Annotated in this window: 1 protein-coding gene; it reads right to left on the bottom strand. The window is 59.0% G+C overall.

Annotation, left to right across the window (positions count from 1 at the left end; genetic code table 11):
- Positions 1-388, bottom strand: a 388-nt coding sequence (locus tag HMPREF2865_RS11345) for a hypothetical protein (protein WP_210399365.1), incomplete at both ends; no start/stop codon positions are given.

Consider the following 388-nt stretch of genomic DNA (forward strand, 5'->3'; position numbering starts at 1 on the left):
TGCCGCCTACGCCCCAGCTTCGGGCTTCTTGGTAAGCTTGGGCATACTTCGCGTTCCCCAGCCTCATGGACAGCCGTTCGCTGTCGCTTTTACCGGCATATTGCTCATAACTGCCGTCGTTTTGCTCTTTCAGACGGCCTTCGTAAGCGGCCTGTTGTTTTTCCAGCTCTTCGGCTGCCGCTTTGGCACGGTTGCCACTATAGGTGGCAACGGCGCTGTGGATGACGGCAGTCGATTGGGCGACGGTTTGCTGTTTGTCGAGTAGGTTTTGCAGATCGGGTACGGCTTCGGCGCTGCGGTGGGCGTTTTGCAGATCGGTTTGGATGCCGAGTGCGCGGGCGCTGGTGGCTTGGTCGCCGATGGTGATGTTGCCTTCGCTGAGTACGGA

Source organism: Neisseria sp. HMSC073G10 (assembly GCF_001812605.1).
In the GTDB taxonomy this organism is placed as follows: domain Bacteria; phylum Pseudomonadota; class Gammaproteobacteria; order Burkholderiales; family Neisseriaceae; genus Neisseria; species Neisseria subflava_A.